This is a genomic window from Stenotrophomonas sp. HMWF023 (assembly GCF_003060985.1).
GTDB classification, from domain to species: Bacteria; Pseudomonadota; Gammaproteobacteria; order Xanthomonadales; family Xanthomonadaceae; genus Stenotrophomonas; species Stenotrophomonas lactitubi.
Window position 1 is genome coordinate 15804 of record NZ_QAIJ01000234.1, and the last position, 20312, is coordinate 36115.

At 64.8% G+C, this 20312-nt stretch carries 14 protein-coding genes; 10 read left to right on the forward strand and 4 right to left on the reverse strand.

Annotation, left to right across the window (positions count from 1 at the left end; translation table 11 throughout):
- Positions 1-129 precede the first annotated feature (129 nt).
- Genes DBR20_RS12775 through DBR20_RS12790 form a run of 4 tightly spaced genes read left to right on the forward strand, consistent with a single transcriptional unit; the run spans position 130 to position 6066 of the window.
- Positions 130-2514 carry a TonB-dependent receptor gene (locus tag DBR20_RS12775; protein ID WP_258223346.1) on the forward strand — a complete coding sequence of 795 codons (2385 nt, stop codon included), beginning with the start codon at positions 130-132 and terminating at the stop codon, positions 2512-2514.
- A gap of 10 nt (positions 2515-2524) precedes the next feature.
- Positions 2525-3988 carry a DUF3526 domain-containing protein gene (locus DBR20_RS12780; protein WP_108266432.1) on the forward strand — a complete coding sequence of 488 codons (1464 nt, stop codon included), beginning with the start codon at positions 2525-2527 and terminating at the stop codon, positions 3986-3988.
- Positions 3985-5343 carry an ABC transporter permease subunit gene (locus DBR20_RS12785; RefSeq protein ID WP_108266433.1) on the forward strand — a complete coding sequence of 453 codons (1359 nt, stop codon included), beginning with the start codon at positions 3985-3987 and terminating at the stop codon, positions 5341-5343. Before DBR20_RS12780 ends, DBR20_RS12785 begins: the two co-directional genes overlap by 4 nt.
- 12 nt (positions 5344-5355) lie before the next feature.
- Positions 5356-6066, forward strand: a complete 711-nt coding sequence (locus DBR20_RS12790; protein ID WP_108266434.1) for an ATP-binding cassette domain-containing protein — start codon at positions 5356-5358, stop codon at positions 6064-6066.
- On the opposite strand, the gene DBR20_RS12795 is transcribed toward DBR20_RS12790, so the two are convergent.
- From DBR20_RS12795 to DBR20_RS22145, 3 genes are all read right to left on the reverse strand, one after another.
- Complete coding sequence (locus DBR20_RS12795; RefSeq protein WP_258223347.1) at positions 6063-7538, reverse strand: asparagine synthase-related protein; 1476 nt, start codon at positions 7536-7538, stop codon at positions 6063-6065. The genes DBR20_RS12790 and DBR20_RS12795 overlap by 4 nt on opposite strands.
- A gap of 378 nt (positions 7539-7916) precedes the next feature.
- On the reverse strand, positions 7917-8618 hold the full coding sequence (locus DBR20_RS12800) for a lasso peptide biosynthesis B2 protein (protein ID WP_108266436.1): 702 nt from the start codon (positions 8616-8618) through the stop codon (positions 7917-7919).
- Between the two features lie 84 nt (positions 8619-8702).
- Positions 8703-8855 (reverse strand): hypothetical protein, encoded by a 153-nt coding sequence (locus tag DBR20_RS22145; RefSeq protein ID WP_181393079.1) that lies wholly within the window; start codon positions 8853-8855, stop codon positions 8703-8705.
- Between the two features lie 192 nt (positions 8856-9047).
- Here DBR20_RS22145 and DBR20_RS12805 point away from each other — a divergent pair, with 192 nt between their 5' ends.
- Positions 9048-9974, forward strand: a complete 927-nt coding sequence (locus tag DBR20_RS12805; protein ID WP_108266437.1) for a hypothetical protein — start codon at positions 9048-9050, stop codon at positions 9972-9974.
- An 889-nt stretch (positions 9975-10863) separates the two neighbouring features.
- Entirely contained in the window at positions 10864-12372 is a 1509-nt protein-coding gene (locus tag DBR20_RS12810) for a S1 family peptidase (protein ID WP_181393075.1), read from the forward strand.
- Between the two features lie 124 nt (positions 12373-12496).
- On the opposite strand, the gene DBR20_RS12815 is transcribed toward DBR20_RS12810, so the two are convergent.
- Entirely contained in the window at positions 12497-13480 is a 984-nt protein-coding gene (locus DBR20_RS12815; protein ID WP_108266439.1) for a LacI family DNA-binding transcriptional regulator, read from the reverse strand.
- Positions 13481-13603: 123 nt separating this feature from the next.
- On the opposite strand from DBR20_RS12815, the gene ptsP reads away from it, so the two are divergent.
- From ptsP to DBR20_RS12835, 4 genes are all read left to right on the forward strand, one after another.
- On the forward strand, positions 13604-16147 hold the full coding sequence (gene ptsP / locus DBR20_RS12820) for a phosphoenolpyruvate--protein phosphotransferase (protein ID WP_181393076.1): 2544 nt from the start codon (positions 13604-13606) through the stop codon (positions 16145-16147).
- On the forward strand, positions 16144-17100 hold the full coding sequence (locus tag DBR20_RS12825; protein ID WP_108266440.1) for a 1-phosphofructokinase family hexose kinase: 957 nt from the start codon (positions 16144-16146) through the stop codon (positions 17098-17100). The genes ptsP and DBR20_RS12825 overlap by 4 nt, the downstream gene beginning before the upstream one ends.
- An 85-nt stretch (positions 17101-17185) precedes the next feature.
- A complete protein-coding gene (locus DBR20_RS12830) occupies positions 17186-18886 on the forward strand; it encodes a fructose-specific PTS transporter subunit EIIC (RefSeq protein WP_108266441.1) in 1701 nt (566 codons plus the stop codon).
- A 78-nt stretch (positions 18887-18964) separates the two neighbouring features.
- Positions 18965-20221: a carbohydrate porin gene (locus DBR20_RS12835; RefSeq protein WP_108266442.1), complete on the forward strand. Its 1257-nt coding sequence runs from the start codon at positions 18965-18967 to the stop codon at positions 20219-20221.
- The last annotated feature ends 91 nt before the right edge of the window (positions 20222-20312 follow it).

Sequence of the window (20312 nt, forward strand, 5' to 3'; positions counted from 1 at the left end):
GCGCCTGCCCTCACCTCTCGGCGCAGCAAGGGGCATCACGCGCTCTGAATGATATGATATAACATCGCCAATGAAGGCGCGATGGCTCGTGCCGTAGACCAGCATCCGATGAGATCGATGGACCGGGGCATGAACAACGCATCCACCGCCAGGCCGGCGGCACTGGTGGTCGCCAGCCTGGCCGCTGCACTGCAGCTCAACGCTCCGGCAATGGCGCAGGACGCCAGCGCTCCCGGCAGCCCTGCCCAGGGCGAGCGGCGATCCGATACCACCACGCTGGACAAGGTGATGGTCGTTGGCAGCAACATCCGCGATGCCATCGGCAGCGGCGCCTCCCCGGTCATCGTGATCGACAGGGAAGCCATTGATCGAACCGGGGTAGCCTCTTTGCAGCAGCTCTTCGAGAAGCTGCCGCAGAACTTCGGTGGCGGTGCCAACGGCGCCAATGTCGGCAACCTCGGCGTCGACCGCGATACCGGCAACAACTTCGGCCAGGGCACGGCCATCAACCTGCGTGGCCTCGGCACCGGCACCACGCTGACGCTGATCAACGGCCACCGTGTGACCTCCTCGAACCGCTATCAGTACGTCGACATCTCGCTGATTCCGCTGAGTGCCATCGAGCGTGTGGAGATCCTCACTGATGGCGCCTCTGCCATCTACGGCACCGATGCCGTCGGCGGTGTGGTCAACATCGTCCTGCGCCGGGATTTCACCGGCTACGAGACGTCCTTGCGCTATGGCAGCGTCACCACGGGCAACATGGACGAATACCAGGCATCACAGTCGGCCGGCTGGTCCTGGGATGGCGGCCATCTGATGGCCAGCTACGAGTTCCTGAAACAGGCCAATCTTGCGGCAGTCGACAAGGATTTTTCCAGGAACGTTACGGTCAGGCCGTACGACATCTATCCCGGCTCGAAGCGGCACAGCCTGTATCTGGACGGTGTGCAGGAGCTCAGCGATGTGCTGACGCTCAACCTGACCGGGTCCTTTGCCAAGCGCGAGATGGACACCACCATTTCCGGGACTGCCGACGAGACCCGCCTGTTCCCGCACACGCGGCAGTTCGATGTGTTCGCCGGCCTTACCCTCGAGCTTCCGCGCCAGTGGCAGGCCCGCCTGAATTCCGGATTCGGCAGGAGCGACGTCTCCTACGAAAGAACCACCATCACCGGCAGCTCGGTCAGCACCGCACCGCCGACGGATACGAACTCCGAATCGCGCTATCTGGAAGTGATCGCCGATGGCGAGCTATTCAATCTTCCGGCCGGCGGCGTACGCGCTGCATTCGGTGCCGCCTACCGCCGCGATGGCTATGAACTGCTCGACCACCGTGGGCTTGAGAAGCCGCTGGACCTGCAGCGCACGATCCGTTCCGCCTTCGCTGAGCTCAACATTCCGCTGCTGGCGGACAAGCCTGCTGTTCGCCGCCTTTCGCTGACCGCGGCCGCACGCTACGACGACTACAGCGATTTCGGTTCCACCCTCAATCCCAAGCTCGGCCTGCTGTGGGAAGCGACAGAAGGACTTTCGTTCCGCACCAGCTACGGCCGCTCCTACCGGGCGCCGGTGTACCAGGACATGCAGCTGAACAACACCGTGGTGGTGGCCAAGGTCCCCAACCCGACCGCGGCGAACGGAAGCACGGTGCTGATGATGCTCTCCAACGGCAACCCGGACCTGGGGCCTGAACACGCCAAGACCTGGACCGGCGGATTCTCGTTTGCGCCCCCGTCCCTGCCCGGGCTCAAGATCGACGCGAACTACTATCACATCGACTATGCCGACCGGATCGGCAGCGGCTTCGGCGGCAGCTTCCCATCGCTGTTCCTTCAGTCCACCGCCCCCTATGCAGACCTGCTGACCGTCAATCCGACCCCGCAGCAGATCCAGCAGGCGCGCCAGCTCGGCGCCTCCGGTCTGGGCCTGTTCGTATCGCGGGTGGGTCCATACGCCCTGCCTCCCGGAACTGATGAGACCGGCAGCCAGGTCATCCTCGACAACCGCTTCCGCAACAACGCATCTACTTCGCAGCGCGGTGTCGATTTCAGTACCTCCTACGATTTCGACGCCGGCCAGACCCGCATCGCATTCAACCTTGCCGGCCAGTACATCATCGATTCCAAGCGCCGCGTGACCACCACCTCGCCCGAGGTCGATGCCGTGAACACGGTGTACTTCCCGGTTGACCTGAAGGTCCGCGGTGGTCTCGCCTTGAGCCGCCGGCAGGCGGCGGGCGGGTTGTTCGTCAACTACGTGGACAGCTATCGCGATCCGGCCAACCGCATCGACTCCCATGTCAGCTCGTGGACGACGGTCGACCTCAATCTCAGGTATGACTTCAGCGGGTCTGCAGGCGCCGGACAGGGCACCTCGCTTGCCTTCAACGTGCAGAACCTGTTCGACAGGAATCCACCCTTCATCGTCAACAGCATCAACACCGGTTTCGATCCCACCAATGCGACCGCGCTGGGCCGCTTCCTGTCCATGACACTGACCCATCGCTGGTAGGACGCCCGCCATGAGCGACGCCTCCCCCGCCCTCTCTGGATCCATATCGGCCCTGCGCCAGACGCTCGTTGTTGCCGCGACGCAGTTGAAGCTGATGTGGCGCGAGCGGCGCTTGCTGTGGCTCGCGCTGACCCTGCTGCTGCTTGCTGGAGCGTCGGTTACCACGGGTGCAGCACGGTTGGTCCAGCAGGCCCAGGAACGCCAGGCCGTCGCGGAGCAGGAGGCGGGAATGTGGGACAGCCAGGGCACGATAGATCCGCATGCAGCCGCACACGTCGGCCGTGCCATTCCCGCGCCGGTGCGGCCGCTGGCGGCGCTCGACCCGGGCATCTCGGATTTCGTCGGGACGTCGGTGTTCATCGAAGGCCATGCACAGAACCCGGCCCGGCACCGCCCCATCGACGCCGGCACCGCGCTCAGCCGGTTCGATGGATTCTCTGCGGCATGGGCGCTGCAGGTCGTGGCGCCGCTGCTCATCATCCTCGCCGGGTTCGCCAGCCTCTCCGGCGATGTCGCGCGCGAGACCCTCCGCCAGGAGCTCGGTAGTGGCGCATCGGCCCACGTACTGATCGGCGGGCGACTGATCGCACTGGTGACGGCATCCCTGCTGTTGATCCCTGCCCTGCTGGTCGTCAGCCTCGCGGGGATGACCGGACCGGGCCTGGGCATGGCCGACATCATGGCGCTCGTTGCGATGCTCTCCGCGTATGCGCTCTATCTCCTGGTGTTCTGCGCCATTACGATCGGTGTCTCGGCGCGCTTCAGCGCAGCCCGCACGTCCCTGGTGGTGCTGCTCGGCTTCTGGGTGGTGGCCACCCTGCTCGTGCCGCGGGTGGCCCCCGCGCTGGCGGAATCGTTGGACCCAACACCCTCCGCTCCCTCGTTCCGTGCGGCGGTTACCGAGGACGCAGAGAACGGTGCTGATGGCCACGACCCGGCGGACAAGCGGCTGGATGCGCTGAGAGAGGAGATGCTGGCGCGCTACCATGTGGACGATGTGGATGATCTTCCGATCAATTTCCGCGGTGTCGCGCTGGAGTTCGCCGAGGCGAATTCCACGGATACCTACAACCGTCACTTCGAACGCATCTACGCCACCTACCGGCGGCAGGAGATCACGCAGCGTGCCTTCGCGGCGATGTCCCCCACCATCGCGCTGCAGGCTACGTCACGGGGTCTGGCCCGCACTGATTTCCCGGCGCATCTGGCGTTCCTGCGCGGCGTCGAAGACTATCGCTACCGGCTGATCCAGGCACTCAACCTGGAGGTGAAACAGCACAAGGCCACGAAAGGCAGCAAGCATCTGGCCGATATCGCGACCCTCACCCGTTCCGTGGTGTACCGCCCTCGGCAGCCGCAACTGACCGACATCGCTGCGGCGCAGTCGGTGAACGTCGCCATTCTGCTCGCATGGATGCTGTTGGCTTTGGGGCTGGTGTTCACTTCGGCGCGGCATCTCGGGAGTGCACCATGAGCAGCCTGTCGATCGCAGGGCATGAGATCCGCCGCCTGCTGCGTGACCGGGCGCTGGCGGTGCTGCTTGGCCTGCTGGTGGTACTGGCGGCCTACGCAGCATGGAATGGCAGTGCGTGGGTCGGGCAGCGCGAGGCAGCCATCGGCCTGATCGATGCAGAAGAACAGGATGCCAGGGATCGCAGCCGGGGTTTCGTTGGCAAGGCGCCCTCGGTACTGCCCCGCATCCAGCCGGTGCTCCCTCCCGGCGCGATGGCGGCGCTGTCCATTGGACAGGCAGAAGCCTACCCCTACACCGCCGACGTGGTTGCGCTAGGTGACCGCACCCAGCTGCTCAGGCATGTGTGGTCCGACATCGGCAATCCCGCAGCGCAGGCCGCCGGCCGTTTTGATCTGGCATTCGTCATCGTGTTCCTGCTGCCCTTGGTCATCCTGGCCGCCACCTTCGACCTCTGGTCGCGCGAGCGCGAGCGCGGCATTGCAGCGTTGGTGTTGTCACAGCCCATCTCGGCGGGACGGCTGATCGCGGTGAAGGCATTCGCCCGCGGCATCATCGTGCTGCTGCCTGCGCTGGTGATCATCATCGGCGTCGCCGCCAGTTCGCGGGCAGCAAGCCCTTTCGGCCTGGCGGTGCTTGCCCTGATCGTGTTCGCCTACGGCAGCTTCTGGCTGGCGCTGGCGGTGCTTATCGGCTGCTTCGCCCGGCGCACCACCGAGGCCGCCATCGCCGCCGGTGCGTTGTGGTTGCTGATTGTGGTCATGGCCCCGTCGCTGGCCCTGGCGGCAGTGAACCTGCTGGTTCCATCACCATCACAGATGCAGCTGGCGACCGAATTGAAGGCGCAGCTGGCTGACACCGCCAGGCAGCAGATGCTGCGCCATGCGGCAGAACCACCGGCCACGCGTTCTCCAGCGCCGCGTATTGCTGACGCCGCACGCGTGGCGTATGCCGATCTTGTCCAGGCCGACCAGGCCATCGCGCCCTTGATCGCCGCGCATGCAGAGGCCGAGGATGCGCGTCGCCTGGCACTCGACCGGGTGCGCCTGCTGCTGCCGTCGGTGGTGGTGCAGGATGCACTGGACCGCCTCGCCGGATCCGACGCCGACCGGGCGCTGGCTTTCCAGCAGCAGGTCCTCGCGTACTGGCAGGCGCGTCGGCAGTTGCACGAAGGCTATCTGGACCGTGACGCGCCACAGACGCTGGCCGAGTACGACGCCCTGCCCCGTTTTGAGTTCCAGGAAACGGCTGGCGCCCTGCAACGCGGTGTATTGACCGACCTGGCGGCGTTGGCCGTCGCCATCCTGCTTCTGCTGATCGCGGCGTGGTCGATGCGGCGTCGACTGGCCATCCCCTGAGGTACATCACACATGCTGACTGCAACGCATCTGGTCAAGGAACACGGCACGCATCGGGTGCTGGATGATGTGAACTTCACGGTGCGCCCCGGCGAGATATTCTGCCTGTTGGGCGCCAACGGGGCCGGCAAGTCGACCACGATCAAGCTGTTCCTGGGCTTCCTGAAACCCACATCCGGATCGGCCGAGGTCGACGGGCTCAGTGCCTGGCAGCGGCCACAGGAGGTGCGCCGGCGCCTGTTGTACATCCCGGAGAACGTGGCGCTCTATGATGAGCTGACCGGCTATGAGAATCTGGATTACTTCGCACGCCTTGCCGCTGTGGAACAGCGCTCGCCTGCACGCCTGAAGGATGCGCTCAGGTCCGCCGGGCTGGCGCCCGAGGCGTTCGGGCGGCGCGTAGGCCTCTACTCCAAGGGCATGCGCCAGAAGGTGGGCATCGCGCTGGCCATCATCAAGGAAGCCAGGGCACTGCTCCTCGATGAGCCTACGTCCGGGCTCGACCCGACGGCATCGGCCGAATTCCATGAGCTGATCGTGCGCCAGCGCGACCGCGGTACGGCGATCCTGATGGCCACCCATGATCTGTTCCGTGCCCGCGAAGTGGCGACGACCATCGGCCTGATGCAGGCCGGCAGGCTGCGCAGGACGTTGGATGCCAGCGCGATCACCGCGAACGACCTTGAAAGCCTCTACCTTGAAGAAATGAGCCGGAGCGCCTAGGCCACGCCAGCCGTGGGCACGCCAGGCCGGCCCGTCCAGCGCCTGAGCCAGGCTTCGATGTTGACCTGCGGGCCGAAGATGCCCAGCACCTGGGATGAGTGATCCGGGCTGACCCTGCGGATGCCCGCGTCGGCCGATGCGCTGTCGATGTAGCCCCGCCGCGCCAGCAGGCCATCCACCAGCAGTTCCCTGATGAATTGCTGATGCCGTTGGGTGACGGCAACCGAGTGATCGTCGAGGTAGGACTTCACCTTGCGCGAAAGCAGCGCCTGAGGCAGCAGCCCCTGCAGCGCACGACGTGCGATCGTCCTGTCTTCCGCGCCGGCCATCAGCAGGTTCAGGGGCAAGCGGGCGAACAGTTCCACCACAGGCTGTGCACTGATCGGCGATACGCCGTGCCAGCGTCCTGCGCCCTCAAAGGGATCGAGCACGCTGGTCGGGAAGATCATCCGGCCGATATGCGCCAACTTGTGCGGAGAGACATTGTGCCCCTGTGCGCGAGCATGCCGCAGCCAGGCAGGCGCAATGCCGTCCTGTTCGAAGGCATCCACCTTCACCCATTCGCAGGGGTTTCCCCAGCGGCCGTTGATGTTGCCTGGCTTCTTGAGCACGCCATGGAGGATGGCATCCTTGAATACCCCGTACAGCGAATCGCCCGACTGCGCGGTTTCGAACGCGACGCGGAAAAAGTCACGGTCGATCCCACGTCGCCACGCATAGTCGATTGCAGCGGCATTGCCCTTGAAGCGCAGGAAAACCGCATCGCCGCCGACACCGGTGAACTGCACCGTGTCTCCGTCGAAATCCACGTCGCGCCGATGCAGCAGGTAGCCCGAGCAATGCGCAGGACGGGCGGTTCGCGGGAAGTCCATGATCTCTTCCAGCGAGCAATGCGGCTGCCGCTGGTACTCGACGAACTCGCAGCTTCTTCCGGAAGACTCACGGGCACCTGCAACGGCCATGCGCGCGAACATGCGCTCATCGGCACCAATGCCGGCATCGTAGTGGTGGACGCATTTCACCTCCGGTGCAGAGGGCGCATGCAGCAGGCCGGCGAGGACAATGGAGGAGTCCAGCCCGCCGGACAGCTGAAGCTGGATGCAACGATGCTGGCTCGCCAGCGCGCCAATACAGCCCAGCAACGTTGCACGTGCCAGCTGCACGGCTTCCTCGATATCTTCGATGGGCGCTTCACTGGCCAGCCGCACCACATCCCACTGGTAGTGCCGGTCGATCGGCCGGCCATCGCGGATCTCCGCCGCCTCGCCCGCCTCGAGGGCGGTGACTTCTTCAAAGCCTGTCTGCAGGCCGTCACGGAACGGAAACAGCAGCGAGTAAGACAGGAACGACCAGTCGACGTTGAAATCACCCAATCCCAGCAGCAGGCAGTCTTCCATGCTCGAAAAGACCACCGTCAACTGATCGACCGTGGTCATGTAGCACGGTATCTCTGCGGTCGGGTCGCGCAGCACGAACCAGCTGGCGGTATCCGGCTGGTAGCCCACGGCAACGTAGCGGCCCCAGTACTGCTCTACGAGGCTCCTGCCCTGCGTGCTGCAGGCGGTCTCTGCCGAGGCAGCATCGGGAAATGCCTGTGCGGGAACGGTATCGGCGCCGAACACCTTGTGGAACAGCTTGCCGAGTACCACCAGCGAGCCGGACCGGCTGTATTCGAAGTAGCCGGGGTTGTCACTCTGGGCATAGATGGCGCCGCCGCTGCCCTTCATCACGCAGGCGATTCCGGAGCGGCTCTCTTCGATCCGTTGCATGGCCTGCAGGGCCTGCGCATGGGCGGATTCGGAATGGTCGTTCCAGAACACAGCAATATATCGATACATGGGTCAGGCCGGCTACAGCACCAGGATGGGAGTCATCCGGCGCAGGTTGAAGGGGATGTCGGTCAGGACCTGGTCGCCGTGCTGCAACCAGCAATGCGCTGCGAACGGCTGGGTGCGCACCGCGAAGACCCACGCGGGAACGATGCCGTACCGCGACAGGAACTCGCGCATTGCCAAGCAATAGAGGAAGCATTCGTCGGTCTTCCTGAAGGCAATCGGTCGCAGCCAATCGAACACCCGCACCAGCAGGGCCAGTTGCTGCAGGTCCACCTCGCCCGGTGTGGTTGCCTGGCCGCGCCTGCGTGCTGCCGAGACCGTGTAGCTGAAAGGCAGGAACGTCCTGCTGCACGCCGCGCGCGTGACCGAGACCAGGAAGCGCCTCACATCCCTGGCCGTAATCCGCGGACATCCCCTGGATTCCCCCTCGCGCACCCAGTGCCTGGGCAACGCGATTGCGGCGCTCGCTGCGGATTTGCCACGCAGTGGATCCTGCGTGATCAGGCGTCGATCAAGCAGCGACTGAAGCATCCTGGGTGTCGGCGTTCCATTGGAAGCCAAGGGCCAGTCCAGAACCAGCCCGCCAAGCCCTGCCGCACCGCGCCGATCGATGGAGAGATAGCTGCCGGAGGCCTGGTCGAGAATGACCATCGCGTCGCCGGTCACACAGACATGTGCGTGCTTTGAAAGGAAATACAGAGCCTCAGGCTGGTCCATCGCGTGCGTGATCTCATGCTGCTGCAGGCATCAGAGCGGTGCATGCGGGGGGCATGCACCGCAGGTCATGCAAGGTGCGATGGATCAGGGCGAGGTGGTCGGGAAGACACCACCCCACAACGTGCCGTGGTTATGCGCCTTCGTTTCGGAAACCACCGAGCCCAGCTCGATCAGTACACCCTGGTCTTCGTGATTCTGCTCTCCAGCCACTACGCCCAGCTCAATCAGTTCGTTCATGAACATCTCCTCTAGTCAGTGGATGCATCCACGCGATGCAGTGAATGCACAGCAGCCCAGCCAGCGTCGCCCTGCTTGTTCCAGGGCGATTGCCGCCAAGGCATGCAAATGTTACGATATAACATATTATTTTGGTGTGACGACCGACCACGATCGGACGTCGCCGCAGCGACTCCCCAGAGAGCGAAATGGATGCCCACCGAGATCAAAGACGATGGCCTTGATCCCACCCTTCTGCTGAAGGGCCTGTTTCCGCTGCCGAAGTTCATCCGCTTCGTCAGGGAGCGCTGCCCGCCTGGAAGCTTTGATGAAGCGGTACTGGTGGAGGAATGGCGGAACGCACGCGATGTTGTGCGTGGCCTTCATCGGGACGAGGCGGATGAGGCCGACGCAATCACCGTCCGTCCATTGCCGGAAGACATGCTGCCCCTGGCCGAGCAAGCCCTGCGGCAGCCCTCGATGCATCGTATGACGAGCGTGGTGCCCCGCAACTGGCAGATGGTGGAGATCGACCGGCTGGTGGTCTTCCAGGAATGCATCAACCTGCGCCATATCGATCAGCTTGCGGCAGCCACAGCCGATTCACCCGATGCGGAGGAGATCATGGAGCTGGTGGCACGAAGTGGTCGCCACGCACATCCGGATGTGCGCTTTACCCAGTCCGATGGCAGTTACACCTTCGCATCTGCGTCCAACGATCTGCGGTTCCTGGACGTGGCGACGATCGACCCTGGCACCATCGCCGGTTACGAACCATTTGGTGCGGCCAGCCACGCCATCGTCATCTATCTGGGTTTCAGTGACAACCTGATCAGCGCAACCCGTATTGGCAACCGGATGATCCTGACCAATGGGTCGCACCGCTTGTATCTCTTGCGCAGGCTCGGCTTCCGCCATGCTCCCTGTCTGGTGACCGATGCGTCCGACAGTGACCTGTCCGACGTGCTGTTGCCGGCAGCGATCAAGCAGGATCGACAGTTCTACCTGGGTGCTGCGCGCCCACCGCTGTTCAAGGATTACCTGGATCCACGCCTGACCTGCACCGTACCGGTCACCCGCAAGCACTACGCGCTTAGGGCAAAGCTTGATCTACAGAGGATCACGGTGCCCTCTCTCTAGCGGAGTTGATGCCCGCGCCAGGAGGAGCGCGAACCAGTGGGCGGCCAGCGCCTACAGTTACCGCCATTCGGTCACTGCGCGGGCGCGGGGCCTGCCGGACTTCATCCGGGCCCGGCTCCAAGGCGTCGGAGATAGTTCTGGCTGATGCCAGAACCGCAGTCCTTGGCGGTGATCCTGTTCCAGTGAACCCATCGCGGCCGCGATGTCGAATCGGAAGCTCTGCGGGGATCGTTTGGATTTCAGGCCTCCCTCCGCTCCGCATAAACATTCAGCTTTGCAGGGGTGGAGGGGGTGATCTGAAAATACGCCTTGTGAAGGTGGTCACGGATATTGATGGGGAAAGTAAATAATGTTGAGTCTACGGCAACTATATTGCAGATAATGCGAGCGGATTCCATTCGGACCAACAATCGGTTGTGACATGGAGGTGGGAGATGTGCATGGTATCTGGCAGGTCCTCAGCGACGCTCGCGGCTCTTCTTTTCTTGATGATTGCCTCCTGCATCTCCGCGATCATGCCGGTTGGCGCCAGGGAGGATCGATCACTTGTGCTTGTCAGGCTCTCGCCTGCGCAGGGGGCGGTCCTTGCAACCGGGCTGCTCAGGGGGCAGCTGAGGCCAATCAATGGCTGTGTCTACTTCGTGGATCCAGATGGCGCGGCGTATCTAGCAGCATGGCCCGATGGTTACTCGCTGACCATGAAGGGAGACGTTCCCATAGGGGTGCAGGACGTACGATCGGGGAAAATGATGCAATTCGGAATCGCCGCATCATTCGGAGGGGGGCATGGAAGCGAACTGCTCCGTTCGAGTCTTGCCGCGACCATCCCGCCGGGCTGTACGGGCCCCATCATGACGATTCATTTGATACGCCAGGCAAAGGAGCAGCCATGATCCATTTGTGCGCGAAGACATCCATCCGCACCCTGGCATTTTCCGCCCTCGGTACGATCGCATTCTCTCTGCATGGCCAGCCGATAGCTGGCAACCCCACTGCATACACCTACTCGCGGGTTTTCAATGTATCTGAGGCCGAGGCAAAATACAGGTCGATGAAATCGATCTCCGCGGCAGCGCTGGAAGCCAGGATTCAGGCCTCTGAGCCGGATACATTTGGTGGCTTGTACGTTGAGCATCAGCCCGACTTCAAGATCGTAGTACTGTTCACGAAGAAGCCGACAGAGACCCTGGCGAAGTACACACAGGATCCTGTGTTTACCGGCCGCGTTTCCGCTCAATCGCTCGAGATGCTCCTGGCCACCCAGGCCGAGGCGGAGGCCCAGCTTCTTGCAAAGAAGGTTGAGTTCGAGTCGGGCGTTGATATCAAGCAGTCCATTGTGACCTTTTACGTGAAGGACGAGGCGGCCGCCAGACGCGCGCTCCGGCCACTGCTGGGCGCTGTTGATTTCATGGTGATCAAGCAAGTGAAAGGCTTTACGGTCACTACCGCGATCTCGGGCGGCCATAAACTGTCCGGCACTGTCTTCAATTGCACCACCGGCTTCAACGTCTTCGACGCAGATCGTGAGCTTGGCGTCCTCACGGCAGGCCACTGTGACAACACGCTGACCTATCAGGGCATTGCCGCGCCTCTCGTTTTCCAGAGCGAGCAGAACGTAGGCGACTATGATGTCCAGTGGCATAAAGAGCCGTCCAGAGGCCCACGCCAGGCGCAGGCAAATGAAATCACCCTGATCAATGGTCCGTCGCAGACGCTCGAAATTACCAGCGCACTTCCCTCCAGTTCGACACATGTGGGGGATGTGATCTGCAAGAGTGGAATTCATGGCCACTATGCATGCGGGACCATCGAGGATATGAACTCAAGGTCCGATCATAATGGAGCCATAGGCAGATACATTCGTGCGCGCAAGCTCTCCCCAGGCCCTCTCAGCGTCGAAGGTGACAGTGGTGGGCCGGTCTTTTCGAACAATGCGGCCGTCGGCGTCATTCATGGCAGGGGCGGTGAAGACACGGGATTTGAAGACGACCTGTTCTACATGCCCATCGAACGCGTATCAGCCCTTGGTCTTTCCATTTTGACCGAGGCGTTTGAAATTACGGGCATCGCAGATCGCACAGAGAACTACTTCAGGCCATTTTCCGTTCCGGTTGCATACAAGGGAATTCCGAAGTTCCCGATAGAGTTGACGCTGGAGCGCCCCGTGTGCCCGAGTGGGCCCTGCGAAGCTGCGACGGAAATGGTGCCGGACAAGGCACCTTCCCCGCTCAACTACACATGGACCTGTTTCTATCCCATCGTGTTCTACCCGCCGCCCGTCATCCCACCGCCGCCCTTGACCTGGAGGGAGCGGGTCACACTGAAGGACGCTTCAGGAATCACAGCCGCTCCAGTTGAGTACAACCTGCACTGCAGTGGGTGCCCGGATTGCCCGTAGATCGCAACTGCTGACGAGGGCTCCGCTCGATGCATTGATGCTGGGCCCTTCGCCGGCCAAAGGACCAAAGGCCACAGCGGCGCGTCGACATCCATTCCATGGACGCCCGCAAACGGCCGCCGGTTCATCGCAAGGCCGTTGATCCCCTCACCACGCACCGTCCCGTCATCACCAGTCGGCGCACCGGCAACTCCGGCGTGTGCAGGCGCTCAAGCAACAGCGACATCGCCGCTCGTCCCATCTCTTCGACCGGCTGCTCGATCACGGTGATGCCCGGTTCGACCAGCTCGGTCCAGCGTTCGTTGTCGAAGCCCGCCAACGCCAGCGCTTCCGGAATTGCCAGGCCCGCGCTGCGGGCGGCCTTCAACGCCCCCATGAGCAGCAGGCTGTTGCTGGCCACCAGCGCCTCCGGCCGCGATGGGTCGGCCAGCCACTGTCCGACCGTCGAAATGGCCGCTTCAGCCGTGGGTTCAACCTCGCGGTAATCCGGCTCCAACCCATGTGCACGCATTGCCGCGAGATAGCCGTCACGACGCTCCGCCGCCGTGGTGCTGGTGCTCCCGAACAGGCCGCCGATGCGGCGATAGCCGCGCTCGACCAGATGCTCGACCAGACCCGCCATCGCGGCCGGATTGTCGAGGACCACGCTGTCGATCGACCCGCCGGGCGCGGCGCGGTCCACCAGCACCGTTGGATAGTCCAGTGCGAGCCGCTCCAGCCGCCCCACCGTGGTCCGGGTGGGCGCAAAGATCAACCCACTGATGCGCTCCTCGTGCATCAACTGCAGATACAGCGCCTCGCGCTCGGGGTCCTCGTCGGTGTTGCAGAGGGTGACGCGTAGACCTTCACGATAGGCGACCTCCTCCACCGCGCGGATCAGCGCAGTGAAGAACGGATTGCGGATGTCCGCCACGATCAGCCCGATGATGCCGGTGTGCCGGGCGCGCAGGCGTCTTGCCTGCAGGTTGGGGTGATAGCCGGTCTGGCGGATCGCCGCCTCCACCCGGCCTCGCACGCCCTCGCTGACCGGGCCGCCACCCAGCACCCGCGACACCGTGGATTTGGACACCCCCGCCACGCGCGCGACGTCATTGATGCTGATGCTCATTGGAACCGTTCCCGGAAACTGTTGCTGTTCATGGCCGTATGGCCATTCAGGACAATGCTAACCCCAAAGGACTATTGGCTTTTTGTGCAGTGCACATTGAAATAATGACTGGGAACGTTCCCAATGCGCCACAGCACCCCCTTCCTGGAGCCCGCCTTGCAGCCTTTGACCACCCCTGCCCCCGTCAGCCGGGAACTGATCCGCCTGCAGGCGCGGGCGCATGACAAAGCCGGCGCCATCGCCCAAGTGGCACAGATGCTGGTCGCCGCCGGCTGCGTTGCGCCGGGCTACGAGGCCAGCATGGGCCGCCGCGAGCAGCTGGCGGATACTTTCCTCGGGCACGGCGTGGCCATTCCGCACGGGCTTGGCGAAGACCGTCACCTGGTGCGCCGCGATGGCATTGCCGTGCTGCAGTTCCCGGAAGGCGTGGAGTGGAATCCGGGCCAGGTCACCCGTCTGGTGGTCGGCATCGCTGCCCAGTCCGATACGCACATCACCCTGCTGCGCCGGCTGACCCGGTTGATCCAGGATGACGCCACGCTGCAGCGCCTGTTCACTACGACCGATGCGAGCGAGATCGTCAACGCGTTGGCCGGCGATGGTGCGACCACGGCTGCCCATGCGCCAGTGACTGACTTGGCCGAGCATTTCGACTGGACCATCGCCTACCCCAACGGGCTGCATGCGCGCCCGGCCACGCGCTGGGCCGAGACCGCGCGCGGCTTTGCTGCCCGCGCCCAGGTACGAGCGGGTAATCTGGCTGCTGATGCCAAAAGTCTGGTCGCGCTGCTGCAACTCGGGCTGCGCCATGGCGACGCGGTCAGCGTGTCTGCCGAAGGGAGCGACGCGCCCGCGCTGCTGACGGCGCTGCGCAAGGTCATGGAGGGGCTGGTGGCCCAGGAAAAGGCCGATGCGGAGCGCGCAGCGCAGCGCAAGGCCACGCCGGTTGCGGGCTGGAATCCGCCCGACGCACAGGCTGCGATCATCGGCATCGGCGCCAGCCCCGGGCTGGCGATCGGCCCGGTGCATGTGCTTGCCAGCACGCATGCCGACGTTGCCGACCACCCCACCCCGCTCGGCGAAGGCGGCGCGCGCCTGCAGGATGCGCTCAGCCGCACCCGCCAGCAGTTGATTGCGCTGCAGGACGATACCCAGCGCCGGCTCGGCGCCTCGGATGCGGCAATCTTCAACGCGCAGGCCGCGCTGCTCGACGACACCGATCTGATTACCCGCACCTGCCAGTTGATGGTTGAAGGACATGGTGTCGCGTGGTCTTGGCACCACGCCATCGAGCAGATCGCCTCCGGCCTGGCAGCGCTGGGCAACCCGGTGCTGGCCGGGCGCGCCGCCGATCTGCGTGATGTGGGCCGGCGCGTGCTGGCGCAGCTTGATCCGTCCGCGGCGGGTGGCGGCCTTGCCGACCTGCCAGCGCAACCGTGCATCCTGCTCGCCGCCGACCTGTCGCCGTCCGACACGGCCAACCTCGACATCGGTCACGTGCTCGGCCTCGCCACCGCACAGGGCGGGCCGACTTCGCACACCGCGATCCTCTCGCGCACGCTGGGCCTGCCGGCGTTGGTCGCCGCTGGCGCGGAACTGCTCTCGATCAACACGGGGCAGGAGGCGATCATCGACGGCAGCAGCGGGCGGCTTTATCTGTCTCCCTCCGAAGCCGATCTCGCCTCGGCACGCGCCTGGATCGCCGAACAGCAGCAGATCCGCGAGCGTGAAGCGGGGCAACGCGCGCAGCCGGCACAGACCACCGATGGCCACCGCATCGACATCGGCGCCAACGTCAACCTGCCCGAGCAGGTGCCGCTTGCGCTGGAACAGGGCGCGGAGGGCGTCGGCCTGATGCGCACCGAGTTCCTGTTCCTCGAACGTGGCAGTACGCCCAGCGAGGACGAGCAGTACGCCACTTATGTGGCGATGGCCAAGGCACTCGACGGCCGCCCGCTGATCGTGCGTGCGCTCGATATCGGCGGCGACAAGCAGGTTTCACACCTGGAGCTGCCGCGCGAGGAAAACCCGTTCCTCGGCGTGCGTGGCGCGCGCCTGCTGCTGCGCCGCCCCGACCTGCTGGAACCGCAGCTGCGTGCGCTGTATCGCGCTGCGAAGGACGGCGCGCGGCTGTCGATCATGTTCCCGATGATCACCTCGGTGCCTGAGCTGATCAGTCTGCGCGCCATCTGCGAGCGGTTGCGCACCGAGCTTGATGCGCCGGAAGTGCCGGTCGGCATCATGATCGAAGTACCGGCTGCGGCTGCCCAGAGCGACGCACTGGCACGCCATGCCGATTTCTTCTCGATCGGCACCAACGACCTGACCCAGTACGTGCTGGCGATCGACCGCCAGAACCCGGAACTCGCTGCCGAGGCCGACAGCCTGCACCCCGCCGTGCTGCGCGCGATCCGCGCCACGGTGGAAGGTGCACGCATGCACGGGCGCTGGGTCGGCGTCTGCGGCGGCCTGGCAGGCGATCCCTTCGGTGCAATGCTGCTGGCCGGCCTGGGTGTGGACGAACTGTCGATGACCCCGAACGACATCCCGGCAGTGAAGGCACGCCTGCGTGGCAACGCGCTGACCGATCTGCAAGCGCTGGCCGACACCGCGCTGGACTGCGAAACCGCCGAGCAGGTGCGTGCCCTCGACGGAGCGCGCGCATGAGCGCCCGCGCCGTCACCGTTACCCTGAACCCGGCGATCGACCAGACCGTGCGATTGGCGCACCTGCAACCGGGCCACGTGCATCGTGCCCGCAGCTGCCGCGACGACGCCGGCGGCAAAGGCGTCAACGTAGCCGCCTGCCTGGCCGATTGGGGCGTGCCGACCACCGCACTGGGCGTGCTCGGCGATGGCAACGACGGCGTGTTCAGCGCACTGTTCGCTGAGCGCCGCATCGCAGACGGGTGCCTGCGTATTCCGGGCCACACCCGCACCAACATCAAGCTGGTCGAAGACGCCAGCGGCGAGACCACCGACATCAACCTGCCCGGCCTGTCGTTGTGTGACGCCGATCTGGATGCGGTATCCCGCCGACTCGCCCGCCTGCTCCAGCCCGGCCTGCCGGTGGTGCTGTCCGGCAGCCTGCCGGCCGGGCTGCCAGCCGATGCATGGGCGCAACTGCAGGCGCAGGCTGGCGCCGCCGGCGCACACATACTGCTGGACACCAGTGGCGACGCACTTGTCGCCGCGTTGAGCGGCGCGCAGGGCGCACTGCCCTACGCGGTCAAGCCCAACCGCCACGAACTGGAGGCCTGGACCGGCACGCCGCTGCCGGATCGCGGCGCTCTGCGGGCCGCTGGTCAGGCCCTGGTCGAACGCGGAGTCGCGCTTGTAGCGATCTCGATGGGCACCGACGGCGCGCTTTTCATTGATCGCAGCGGCGCCCTGGTCGCGCGACCGGCGCGACTGGCCCAGGGCAGCACGGTCGGTGCGGGGGACGCCATGGTCGCCGGCATCGCCGCCGCATTGCTGGAGCCCTCCCTTGATCTGGCCGGCGGTGCACGCCTGGCGACGGCGTTCTCGATGAGCCGGCTGGAGAGCGGCGACGCGCGACGGCTGGACCCGGCGCAGGTGCGCGAGTGGACCGGCGATGTACTGATCGAGCGGTTGGATTGAAACCCCTGCAGAGGGAGCTGCGGCCGGCCTCCGGCCACCCCCGCCCCTCCTGCAAGGACGAACCCGAAGAATTCCAGGAGTTCCCATGCAAGCTTCCACCGTAGTCATCGCCGCTGGCGAACGCAGCATCGAGGCGGTTCTTGCCGCCGAAGCGCTGCGCCGCGCCGCCCGCCAGCAAGGGGTTGAACTGGCGATCGAAATCCGCAGCGACCAGGGCGTAACCGGTGCACTGCCCGCCGCGCAGGCCGCCGCGAAACAGCTGCTGCTGGTCGGTGATGGCGAGGCAGACGCGCCCCGCTTTGGCAGTGCCCGGATCGTGCGCGCGAGTCTTGGCGAAGTGCTGGACGATCCACTTGCCGCGCTGGCGCTGCTCGCCGCGACATCAGCAACCGCTTCCACTGCAAACGACGGCAAGCACATCGTCGCCGTCACTTCCTGCCCGACCGGGATTGCCCACACCTTCATGGCAGCCGAAGGTCTGCAGCAGGCCGCCAAAGCACTCGGCCACGCGATCCGGGTGGAAACCCAGGGCTCGGTCGGCGCGCAGGACGCATTGAGTGACGACGAAATCGCCGCCGCCGACCTGGTGCTGATCGCTGCTGACCGCGAAGTGGATCTGTCGCGCTTCGCTGGCAAACGCCTGTTCAAGAGCGGTACCAAGCCGGCGATCAACGACGGCCAGAACCTGATCCGCAAGGCACTGGCCGAGGCCAACGTGCAGGCCGGTGCGGCCGCAGCCGGTCGCACAATCGAAAAGACCAAGGCCACCGGCCCGTACAAGCACCTGATGACCGGCGTGTCGTTCATGCTGCCGTTCGTCACTGCCGGCGGTCTGCTGATCGCGTTGGCGTTCGCGCTCGGCGGCATCTACGCCTTTGATGATGCACACAAGGGCACACTGGCCTGGTCGCTGTTCCAGATCGGCGCCAAGTCCGGCTTCATGTTGATGGTGCCGGCACTGGCCGGTTACATCGCCTACTCCATCGCTGACCGTCCCGGCATCGCGCCCGGCATGATCGGTGGACTGGTTGCGGTCAACATGGACGCAGGCTTCATCGGCGGCATCCTGGCCGGCTTCATCGCCGGCTACGGCGTTTACTGGATCAACCGTGCGCTGCGCCTGCCGCGCAGCCTGGAAGGTCTCAAGCCCGTGCTGATCCTGCCGGTGCTGGGCACGCTGTTGGTCGGCCTGTTGATGATGTACGTGATCGGCACGCCGGTCGCCGGGCTGTTGGCCTGGCTGACCGACTGGCTGCGCGGCATGCAGGGCAGCAGCGCGATCCTGCTGGGGCTGCTGCTGGGCGGGATGATGGCGGTGGACATGGGCGGGCCGGTCAACAAGGCGTCCTACGCCTTCTCCACCGCGCTGATCTCCAGCCAGGTCTACACGCCGATGGCGGCGACGATGATCGGTGGCATGACGCCGCCATTGGGCATCGCCCTGGCAACATGGCTGTTCAGCAACCGCTTCACTGCCGAGGAGCGCGGTACGGCCGGTGCAGCCGGCGTGCTCGGCCTCAGCTTCGTTACCGAAGGTGCGATTCCCTACGCGGCGCGCGATCCGCTGCGCACCATCCCGGCACTGATCCTCGGCTCTGCCGTAGCCGGCGCGATCTCGATGGCTGCGGGGGTTGAACTGAAGGTGCCGCACGGAGGTGTGTTCGTGCTGCCGATCCCGAACGCGGTCACCCACCTGGGCATTTACTTGGTGGCGCTGCTGGCCGGTGTCGCGGTCACTGCGGTCGCGCTGCGCGTGCTCAAAAAGCCGGTCACGTCCCCGGCCTGACCCGTCCTCCCACACCTATCCGCTGGCCCCTGCTGCTGCAGGGGCCAGGCGACCTACGCCCTGCACAAGGAGCCCCGCATGACCTGCCCTTCCCGCCGACGCCTGTTGCTGGTCGCCATCCTGCTGGCCCTGCCGTCGCTGGCTACCGCCGCCGACGCAAGCGAAGTCTTCGCCCCCAAACTTGCCTACACCGGTGAAGCTGCCGCCACGCTCGACGGGGGCAAGAGCAGCGGCACGGCCTATGCCGGCCAGTTGATGTTTGGTGCCGACGTGAATCTTGATGCCGCGTTCGGTTGGCGAGGCGCGACCATCAAGGCTTATGGCATCAACCGTCATGGCACCAACCTCGCCAGGAGCAGCACCGGCAACAGCACCTCGGTGCAGGAAATCTACGGTGGCCAGGGCACCCGCCTGGCCAACCTGACCCTCGAGCAGAAACTGCTGAACGACCGATTGGTGCTGGAAGCCGGCCGCAGCGTGGCCAACATCCACCATCTCGGCTCCGAGCTGTGCCAGTACTTCCAGGGCAACTCGGCCTGCGGCAACCCGACCTACGTGTTCCGTACCAGCAACTTCACCTGGTGGCCGGTATCGAGCTGGATGGCCGATGCCACCGCCTGGGTGACGCCCGATGTCTACGTGCGCGTCGGCGCCTATCAGGTCGATCCGAGCCAGGCCGAAGATGGTCAGCACGGCCTGAAGTGGAGTGCGAACCAGGCCACGGGCTGGGTCGTGCCCTACACGATCGGTTGGCGCAGCCCGGCTTCGGCACGATTGAAAGCCAAGTATGAAGTCGGCGGCTGGCAGGACAACTCGACCTACCGCGATCCGCTACGCGATGCCAACGGCAATCCGGCGCTGCTCAGCGGCCAGGCGCCTGCGTCCCGCCACGACCGCTCCGGCGCGTTCGTGCGCTTCGAACAGCAGGTCAGCAGCGATGGCAACGGCTGTGGGCTGACCGTGTTCGGCGCGGCGCTCAAGGGCACCTCCGGCCAGTTGATCGAAGACCACTTCCTGCAGGCCGGCCTGGTGCAGAAAGGCACGTTTGCCAGCCGACCGCAGGACAGCATCGCCTTTGTTGTCACCCAGCAGAAGTACAGCGACATCGCACTGGAGAACCTGCGCCTTGCCCGTGCCGCGGCCGGCGGCAGCGGCACCCCGCACGACAGCCAGGTGATGATGGAGTTGAGCTATGGCATCCAGCTCACCCCGCAGCTTCGCATCGCGCCGAACCTGCACTACATCGTGCATCCTGACCAGTTCGACGAGCCGGCACGCCAGCGCGACCTGCCCAATGCGCTGATCGCGGGCCTTCGCATCGATTGGAGTCTGTAAAGCGGCGCCACGCCGCACACATGCCCTCCATATTCACGAAGGGCATGAATTTTTCGCGGAAGAAGCCGTAGCGCAGACCCGGCGTGGTCTC